The following is a 9,113-nucleotide window of genomic DNA, read 5'->3' on the forward strand; positions in this document are numbered from 1 at the left end:
TGGGGGCGAGCGGGCCGCGGCTGCCGGGCACGTTGCCGCGGGTGTGGAACGTGCCGGCGCGCAATGCGGGGTTCGTGGGCCGGGATGCGCTGTTGGTGGAGGTGCGGTCGCGGCTGGCGGGTGGTCGTCCGGTGGCGGTGGTGGCGCTGGATGGCCGTGGGGGTGTGGGCAAGACGCAGCTGGCTGCCGAGTACGCGTACCGGTTCTGCGGAGAGTACGAGCTGGTGTGGTGGGTGCGGGCGGAGGATCCGGCGCTGATTCCGGGGCAGTTGGCTTTGCTCGCGGTTGAGACGGGGGCTGCGCAGCCGGATACGCCCCTGGAGGAGGCGGTGCGGGCGCTGGGGCATGAGTTGGGGTCGCGGTCGCGCTGGCTGGTCGTCTTCGACAACGCGGAGGATCCTGCGGTGCTGGCGGACTTTGTGCCGTCCGGGGCGGGGCATGTGCTGATCACCTCTCGTAACCCGGACTGGCACGGTGTGGCTGGGCCGTTGGACGTTGATGTGCTGGCGCGGCGGGAGTCGATCGATCTGCTGCGCCGGCGGACGCCGTGGTTGGCGGAGGCGGATGCGGGGCGGCTGGCGGAGGCGCTTGATGACCTGCCGCTCGCACTGGTCCAGGCTGCTGCGGTGCTGACGACGACGGCCGTGGACGAGTATCTGGAGTTGCTTGCCGCCAATGCCAGCGCGGTGACCGATGAGGGTAGGCCGCGGGATTATCGGTGGTCGCTGGCTGCGCAGATCCGGCTGAGTATGCAACGGCTGCGGGAGCAGGAACCGGAGGCGGCCGAGGTATTGAACGCGTGTGCGCTGCTGGCCCCGGAACCCTTTGCCCTGCCCACCGCCACCTGGGAAGAAGCTGACGAGGAGTCGTCCGTGGGCCGGGTAGTGGCGGACTGGCGCACCAGAAGCCGTGTCCTGTCGGGGCTGCATCAGCATGGGCTGGGCCGGGTGGCGGGCGGGAGCCTGCACCTGCACCGTCTGACGCAGGCCATCCTTAGAGACCAGCTCACCGCCGAGGAGCGCGCCACAGCGGCGCGTAACGCCAGCGTCTTGCTTGCTGCGGCGTTCCCCGGCAAGGCGGAGGATCCTGCGTCCTGGCCTCGCTGGCCCGACCTTCTGCCCCACCTGCTGACCATCGACCCCGCCGACCTGGTCACCGCAGCCGCCCGCTTCGCCGCATGCGAAGCATGCCTCTACCTCCTGGAGCGTGGCAACGCACCAGCGATCCTGCCCCGCCTCGAAGACCTCCACCAAGCCTGGAACGCCCTGCTGGGCCCTGATCACGCTCACACCTGGTGGGTCGTCAACTACTTGGCCATGACATTCGCCGCCGTCGGTGATCATGAGCGTGCCCTTGCACTGCATCAGGACCTGTTCGACCGGCGGCGGGTGCTGGGTGAGGACGACCCCGAGACCCTGATTGCCGCGTCCAACCTCGCGATCCGGCTGGCGGATGTGGGTCGGGTGGAGGAGGCGGTGGTGTTGGGTGAGGGCACTCTGGCCCGGCGGCGGCGGGTGTTGGGTGAGGACCACCCCAACACCTTGATTGCCGCGTCCAACCTCGCGAATCGGCTGGCGGATGTGGGTCGGGTGGAGGAGGCGGTGGTGTTGGGTGAGGGCACTCTGGCCGGGCAGCGGCGGGTGTTGGGTGAGGACCACCCCAACACCTTGATCACCGCGTCCAACCTCGCGATCCGGCTGGCGGATGTGGGTCGGGTGGAGGAGGCGGTGGAGCTGGGTGAGGACACTCTTGCCCGGCGGCGGGTGTTGGGTGAGGACCACCCCGACACCTTGATTGCCGCGTCCAACCTGGCGGCTCATCTGGCGGATGTGGGTCGGGTGGAGGAGGCGGTGGAGCTGGGTGAGGACACTCTGGCCGGGCAGCGGCGGGTGTTGGGTGAGGACCACCCCAACACCTTGATTGCCGCGTCCAACCTCGCGAATCGGCTGGCGGATGTGGGTCGGGTGGAGGAGGCGGTGGAGCTGGGTGAGGGGACCCTGGCCCGGCGGCGGCGGGTGTTGGGTGAGGACCACCCCGACACGCTGATTGCCGCGTCTAACTTGGCGGCTCATCTGGCGGATGTGGGTCGGGTGGAGGAGGCGTTGGAGTTGGGTGAGGACACCCTGGCCCGGCGGCGGGTGTTGGGTGAGGACCACCCCAGCACCCTGCGCACCGCAAGACTGCTCGACAGCATCAGACGGCCGAACAGTGGCTGATACGCCTCAAGGCGCAGTAGTCCCCAGATGTCTCCCAAGAGATGCGATGGCAATCCAACTGCCTCGTCAGACCAGCTACATCCAGCCCGCTGTAAGCCTGACGGCGCCCAGGGCCGGACCGCCCTCGGCCCGTCCGAAGGTCACCAACGACACCCGCCAACGCCCAACAACGCCCAAGGGGACGCGGCAATTTGCCACGCCCCCTCACCACGTCCACCCACCTACACCCACGTATCCAGCCACATCCGAGACCGCCACTGATCAATAGGAATCGACGTCCCCGTATACAGCGGCCAGAAGTAGATGAAGTTCCACGTGATCAGCAGGACCAGCACACCCGCACCGACCGCGCCCGTGACCCGGCGGGTGTCGCTGGAGCCCGGTGGGCCGATGATCGCGCCGATCAGCATCGCGACCGCCAGGCACAGGAACGGGAGGAAGACGATGGAGTAGAAGAAGAAGATCGTGCGGTCCTGGTACAGGAACCAGGGGAGGTAGCCGGCCGCGACACCGCAGGCGATCGCGCCGGCGCGCCAGTCGCGGCGGAACGCCCAGCGCCACAGGACGTACAGGAGCGCGAAGCAGGCGGCCCACCACAGCAGCGGGGTGCCGATGGCGAGGACCTCGCGGGCGCACTTGTCGCCGGCGTTCACCGGGCAGCCGTCCGCGCCGGGCGAGGGGGACTCGTAGAAGTAGGAGACCGGGCGGCCGTCGACCAGCCAGCTCCAGGGGTTGGACATGTACGTGTGCGGCGAGTGCAGGCCGACGTTGAACTCGTAGACCTCGTGCTCGTAGTGCCACAGGCTGCGCAGCCAGTCCGGCAGGACGTGGCTCCAGGTGCCGCCCTGGCCCTCGGTCGCGGCCCAGTTGCGGAAGTAGCCGCCGGTGCCGTTGGCGGGGGAGAGGATCCAGCCGAGCCAGGAGGTCAGGTAGACGGCGACGGCGACCGGGACGGTGGCCAGGAAAGCCAGGCCGAGGTCGTACTTGAGGACGGCGACGTACGCGTTGCGGGCGCCCGCGACCTTGCGGGAGCCGACGTCCCACAGCAGCGTCAGCACGACGAAGAAGGCCGTGATGTAGAGGCCGTTCCACTTGGTGCCGATCGCGAGGCCGAGGAGCAGGCCCGCCATCCAGCGCCAGGGGCGTCGGCCGAGGTACAGGTAGTCGGCGATGAGGGCGTCGGGGCGGGCCCGGCCGTCGGCGTCGACCGGCAGTGCCGCCGCGAGTTTCTCCCTGGCCCGGTCCCTGTCGATCAGCAGACAGCCGAACGCGCCCACCACGAAGAACATCAGCACGCCGTCGAGCAGCGAGGTGCGGGCCATCACGAAGGCCAGGCCGTCCAGCGACATCATGACGCCGGCGACACAGCCCAGGAAGGTGGAGCGGAACAGCCGGCGGCCGATGCGGCACAGCATCAGCACGGCCAGCGTGCCGAGCAGCGCCGTCATGAAGCGCCAGCCGAACGGGTTGAAGCCGAAGATCAGCTCGCCGATGCCGATGACGTACTTGCCGACCGGCGGGTGCACGACGTAGGCCGCGTCCGTCGGGATGCCGACGTGACCGCCGGTCTTCAGGATGAGGTCGTTGGCGTTCTTGTCCCAGTTGACCTCGAAGCCGCGGTGGACGAGCGCCCACGCGTCCTTGGCGTAGTACGTCTCGTCGAATATCACCGCCTTCGGGCTGCCCAGGTGGTAGAAGCGCATCACGCTGGCCATCAGCGTGACCAGCAGCGGGCCGCCCCAGCCCGACCAGCGGGTGATGCGGTCGACGAGCGTCGGCGACAGGCCGAGCGTCGCCCACAGCCGGGGGTTGGGCTCCGCGTACGGCGGCGTCAGCCGCTCCCGTACGTCGCTTCTGGGCCCCGCCGTGTAGCCGAAACGGCGCAGCCGCTGTTGCCACGACGGCGGCTGCTCTTGAGGGGCCTGGCCCTGCCGGGTGTCCGTGGAGGACGCGGTACTGGTCACCGCGCCATCGTAGGGAACAGCGCTGTGTGAGTCCCGTGCATGGGCAGTCTCGGTCCGGATGCGTCCGGATCTGTCGGCCCTGCGAGGATGGGAACGTGACTGGAACCCTTGTTTTGGCGGGCACCCCCATCGGCGACATTCAGGACGCCCCTCCCCGGCTCGCCGAGGAGCTGGCCGGGGCCGATGTGGTCGCCGCCGAGGACACCCGGCGGCTGCGCCGGCTGACCCAGGCGCTCGGCGTGCAGCCCAAGGGGCGGGTCGTGTCGTACTTCGAGGGCAACGAGTCCGCGCGGACGCCCGAGCTGGTCGAGGCGCTGGTGGGCGGTGCGCGGGTGCTGCTGGTGACCGACGCGGGGATGCCGTCCGTGTCCGACCCGGGGTACCGGCTGGTCGTCGCCGCCGTGGAGAAGGACATCAAGGTGACCGCCGTACCGGGGCCGTCCGCCGTGCTCACCGCGCTCGCGCTGTCGGGGCTGCCGGTGGACCGGTTCTGCTTCGAGGGGTTCCTGCCGCGCAAGGCCGGCGAGCGGCTGTCGCGGCTGCGGGAGGTGGCCGGTGAGCGGCGGACCCTCGTCTACTTCGAGGCGCCGCACCGGCTCGACGACACCCTCGCCGCGATGGCGGAGGCGTTCGGCGCCGAGCGGCGGGCCGCGGTGTGCCGGGAGCTGACGAAGACGTACGAGGAGATCAAGCGCGGCCCGGTCGGTGAGCTGGCCGAGTGGGCCGCGGAGGGTGTGAGAGGGGAGATCACCGTCGTCGTCGAGGGCGCCCCGGAGCAGGCCGAGGAACTCGACGCGGACGAACTGGTGCGGCGGGTGCGGGTACGGGAGGAGGCGGGGGAGCGGCGAAAGGAAGCGATCGCCGCGGTCGCGGTCGAAGCGGGTGTTCCCAAGCGCGAGGTGTTCGATGCCGTGGTGGCGGCGAAGACCGCGCAAAAACCCCTCTGAAGCCTGTCCGAAATCCCGACCGAGCCCGTCCGAAATCCCCTTTGAGCTGGGGCGGAATCCCCTCTGAGCAGGGCGCTCCTCCCATGAGCGGGCGCCCCATGGCGGGGCAAAGCGCGGTCGCCGAATGCAAAGTCCCGACCGGGTCGGAAGGGCGATTCGACAAGGAAAGTCCAAATCGCCTCCAACAGACGACAGGTCTGGTGCGTTCGCCCTGCCGGAGGCGTCCACTGGTATGAGGGACGCACCCGTCCCTCGCCTCCATCGGGATTCCGGGGGGAATCCCCTCGCGGGGGCGCTTGTCCAGCGGAAGTCAAGCAGGAGCTGGCATGAGTGAGATCGCAGGGCAGACCGGCCTCCGGGGCGCTGCCACCGCCGTGGTGAACGAGTCGTACTCCTTCGCCTGCATGCGGTGCGGGCACGGCTGGGAGCAGGCATACGAGATAGAGCACCACGTCGACACCGACGGCCACCAGTTCGTGATGTACGTGGCGGACGGCCAGGTCGTGCCGTCGCCCCTGAGCCGCCCCGCGTGCCTCAACTGTGACGGGCATGTCGTGCGCATCATGCGGGCGGGCCAGGTGTCGTCGGTACGGGACGCGGCGCAGCGGCAGTACCAGGCGCCCCGGCCCCGCGCGGCAGCAGCAGCGGCGGAGGACGGCACGGAATCCACGGACGAGACCGTGACCCCGCTGCCGGAGCCCAGGGAACACCACTGGCACCTGTCCGACCTGCTGCACCCCTTCCACCACCGCAGGGCGAGCTGACCGCCTCCGGCGACCGGGTGGGCATGCCCCTTTCGTAGGATCGGGGCATGCCTGCCTCCAGCGAGAAGACCGTCGAGAAGACCGGCCAGAAGACCGGCGAGAAGACGGCGCCGCCGCTCCCGGAGCCCCTCCGGGTGCCTGTCGCCGACTCCCACACCCACCTCGACATGCAGTCGGGCACGGTGGAGGAGGCGCTCGCCAAGGCGGCCTCGGTCGGTGTGACGACGGTCGTGCAGGTCGGCTGCGACCTGAAGGGCTCCCGCTGGGCCGCCGAGACGGCTGCCCGCTACGACGCCGTACACGCGACGGTCGCCCTGCACCCGAACGAAGCCCCGCGCATCGTCCACGGCGACCCTGGGGGCACCTCCCAGCCCCCTGGGGCTGGGGGAGGCTGGTCGAGGCAGGGCGCCCGGGTCCCCGGCGGCGACACGGCCCTCGAAGAAGCCCTCGCGGAGATCGACCGGCTGGCCGGCCTCCCGCACGTCAAGGGCGTCGGCGAGACCGGCCTCGACTACTTCCGCACCGGCCCCGTGGGCAAGGCGGCGCAGGAGCTGTCCTTCCGCGCGCACATCGAGATCGCCAAGCGGCACGGCAAGGCCCTGGTCATCCACGACCGCGACGCCCACGCCGACGTGCTGCGCGTCCTCAAGGAGGAGGGCGCCCCCGAGCGGACCGTCTTCCACTGCTACTCCGGCGACGCCGAGATGGCCGAACTCTGCGCCCGCGCCGGGTACTTCATGTCCTTCGCCGGCACGGTCACCTTCAAGAACGCCCAGAACCTGCGCGACGCGCTCGCCGTGGCCCCCCTGGAGCTGGTCCTGGTGGAAACGGACGCCCCCTTCCTCACCCCCGCTCCGTACCGCGGACGGCCCAACGCGCCCTATCTCATTCCGGTCACGGTCCGCGCCATGGCGGCCGTCCGGGGCATCGACGAGGACGCCCTGTCGTCGGCCCTGGCGGCGAACACGGCCCGCGCCTTTGGTTATTGACGCACTCGAACACAACCCTGAGTAGCCGCGTCGCTTTGGAGAGTGACGGTCGCTCCGCTAGGTTCTGGTGGCCCGATCCGGACCCTTCTGGCCTTCTGGAGCGTGTCGGCGTGAGCAACTACGAGACCTACGAGACGTACGACCGCGGTGTGCGCGCCGATGTGTACACCGACGGGCCCACCGCGGTGTACGAGGACACGTACCGCCCCGCCTACGAGGCGCCGGAGCCGCTGTTCCCGCGCCAGAAGGTGACCGCGGCGCCGGGCCGCGCGGACCGCAGACGAAGAGCCGACCGCACCGGCTCCACGGCCGCCACCGTGCGCCGACTGGTCCCGCAGGCGCTGGTCGTCGCCTTCCTCGCCGGCGGCACCACCGCGTTCGTCGCCAAGGACAAGGCGATCGAGCTGAGCGTCGACGGCAAGCCACGCACCCTGCACACCTTCGCCGACGACGTCACCGAACTCCTCGCCCAGCAGGGCGTCGAGGTCGGCGAGCACGACGTGGTGGCCCCCGGCCGGGACGCGGAGCTCGCCAGCGGAGACGAGGTAGCGGTCCGCTACGGCCGCCCCGTGCGGCTCACCATCGACGGGCAACGGCGCGAGGTGTGGACCACGGCCCGCACGGTCGACGGCGCACTCGAACAACTCGGCGTGCGCGCGGAGGGCGCCTACGTCTCGACCTCCCGCTCCCAGCCCATCGGCCGCGCCGGACTCGCCCTCGACGTGCGCACCGAACGCACCGTCACGATCATGGCCGACGGCCGCGCCCGCACGATCCGCACCAACGCGGCGACGGTCGGCGAGGCCGTCCAGGAGGCCGGCGTCGGCCTGCACGGCGAGGACACCACCTCGGTCCCGCCCGAGAGCTTCCCGCGCGACGGCCAGACCATCACGGTCCTGCGGGTCACCGGCACCCGCGAGATCCGCGAGGAGGCGATCCCCTTCAAGGTGGAACGCACCGACGACCCCACCCTCTTCAAGGGCACGGAGGTCGTCGAACGGGCCGGCCGGCCCGGCCTGCGCCGCGTCACCTACGCCCTGCGCACGGTCAACGGCGTCAAGGAGAAACCGCGCCGCATCGACGAGGAACTGGTCCGGGAACCCAGCCCCCAGCTGGTGAAGGTCGGCACCAAACCGATGCCCACCTCGGTACAGGGCGCCGACCAGCTGAACTGGCACGGCCTCGCCACCTGCGAGTCCGGAGGCCGCGCCGGCGCCGTAGACCCCTCGGGCACCTACGGCGGCCTCTACCAGTTCGACACCCACACCTGGCACAGCCTCGGCGGCTCGGGCCGCCCGCAGGACGCGAGCGCGGAGGAACAGACGTTCCGAGCGAAGAGACTGTACGTGCGCAGGGGCGCGAGCCCCTGGCCGCACTGCGGAACGAGGCTGCACGGCTGAGGTGTGCGCCCTGAAGGGGCGCGGGGAACTGCGCGACCAGCCACAACGAGCCCGCAGCCAAAAACGGCCCCGTACCCTTGGTGACGTGAGCAGCAACCTCGACGCCCTCCTGGGCCCCGCCGAAGTCCGTGAACTCGCGGCAGCCCTGGGCGTACGCCCCACAAAACAACGCGGCCAGAACTTCGTGATCGACGCGAACACGGTCCGCCGCATCGTCCGCACCGCAGACGTCCGCCCCGACGACGTGGTGGTGGAGGTGGGCCCCGGCCTCGGCTCACTCACCCTCGCCCTGCTGGAAGTCGCCGACCGCGTCACAGCAGTGGAGATCGACGACACCCTGGCGAGCGCACTACCGGCGACCGTAACCGCCCGCATGCCCGAGCGGGCCGAGCGTTTCGCGCTCGTCCACTCCGACGCGATGCAGGTGACCGAACTCCCCGGCCCACCCCCCACCGCCCTGGTCGCCAACCTGCCCTACAACGTGGCCGTACCGGTCCTGCTGCATATGCTGGAGCACTTCCCGACCATCGAGCGCACGCTGGTGATGGTCCAGGCGGAGGTCGCGGACCGGCTGGCCGCGCCGCCCGGTTCGAAGGTGTACGGCGTCCCGTCCGTGAAGGCGAACTGGTACGCCGAGGTCAAGCGGGCGGGCTCCATCGGCCGTACCGTCTTCTGGCCCGCACCGAACGTGGACAGCGGACTCGTGGCGCTCACCCGCAGGGCGGAGCCGCCGAAGACCACCGCCACCCGCCGCGAGGTCTTCGCGGTGGTCGACGCGGCCTTCGCACAGCGCCGCAAGACGCTGCGGGCCGCACTGGCCGGCTGGGCGGGCT

Annotated in this window: 7 protein-coding genes; 6 read left to right on the forward strand and 1 reads right to left on the reverse strand. The window is 70.5% G+C overall.

Features of this window, described 5'->3' with window-relative positions:
• The coding region (gene fxsT, locus R6V09_RS38000; RefSeq protein WP_317886038.1) for an FxSxx-COOH system tetratricopeptide repeat protein at positions 1-2,216 on the forward strand (2,216 nt) is incomplete at its 5' end.
• Positions 2,217-2,437: 221 nt separating this feature from the next.
• On the opposite strand, the gene R6V09_RS38005 is transcribed toward fxsT, so the two are convergent.
• Positions 2,438-4,180 (reverse strand): dolichyl-phosphate-mannose--protein mannosyltransferase, encoded by a 1,743-nt coding sequence (locus R6V09_RS38005; protein WP_317886039.1) that lies wholly within the window; start codon positions 4,178-4,180, stop codon positions 2,438-2,440.
• Positions 4,181-4,275: 95 nt separating this feature from the next.
• Between R6V09_RS38005 and rsmI the strand changes: the two genes are divergently transcribed.
• The 5 genes from rsmI to rsmA all read left to right on the forward strand — a co-directional run.
• Complete coding sequence (gene rsmI / locus R6V09_RS38010; RefSeq protein ID WP_317886040.1) at positions 4,276-5,127, forward strand: 16S rRNA (cytidine(1402)-2'-O)-methyltransferase; 852 nt, start codon at positions 4,276-4,278, stop codon at positions 5,125-5,127.
• A gap of 326 nt (positions 5,128-5,453) precedes the next feature.
• The gene (locus R6V09_RS38015; protein WP_317886041.1) at positions 5,454-5,891 is read left to right on the forward strand and encodes a hypothetical protein; all 438 of its coding nucleotides are present in this window, start codon (positions 5,454-5,456) and stop codon (positions 5,889-5,891) included.
• Positions 5,892-5,938: 47 nt separating this feature from the next.
• On the forward strand, positions 5,939-6,880 hold the full coding sequence (locus R6V09_RS38020) for a TatD family hydrolase (RefSeq protein WP_317886042.1): 942 nt from the start codon (positions 5,939-5,941) through the stop codon (positions 6,878-6,880).
• A gap of 110 nt (positions 6,881-6,990) precedes the next feature.
• Positions 6,991-8,280: a ubiquitin-like domain-containing protein gene (locus tag R6V09_RS38025; RefSeq protein WP_317886043.1), complete on the forward strand. Its 1,290-nt coding sequence runs from the start codon at positions 6,991-6,993 to the stop codon at positions 8,278-8,280.
• An 85-nt stretch (positions 8,281-8,365) separates the two neighbouring features.
• On the forward strand, positions 8,366-9,113 hold a 748-nt coding region (rsmA, locus tag R6V09_RS38030), incomplete at its 3' end, for a 16S rRNA (adenine(1518)-N(6)/adenine(1519)-N(6))-dimethyltransferase RsmA (protein ID WP_317886044.1).

It is taken from the genome of Streptomyces sp. W16 (assembly GCF_033194735.1).
Classification (GTDB): domain Bacteria; phylum Actinomycetota; class Actinomycetes; order Streptomycetales; family Streptomycetaceae; genus Streptomyces.

What these genes read in the sequence shown, in the direction of transcription:
- R6V09_RS38015 (WP_317886041.1), top strand. Translation starts at nt 5,454, where the DNA reads ATGAGTGAGATCGCAGGGCAGACCGGCCTCCGGGGCGCTGCCACCGCC.
- R6V09_RS38020 (WP_317886042.1), top strand. Translation starts at nt 5,939, where the DNA reads ATGCCTGCCTCCAGCGAGAAGACCGTCGAGAAGACCGGCCAGAAGACC.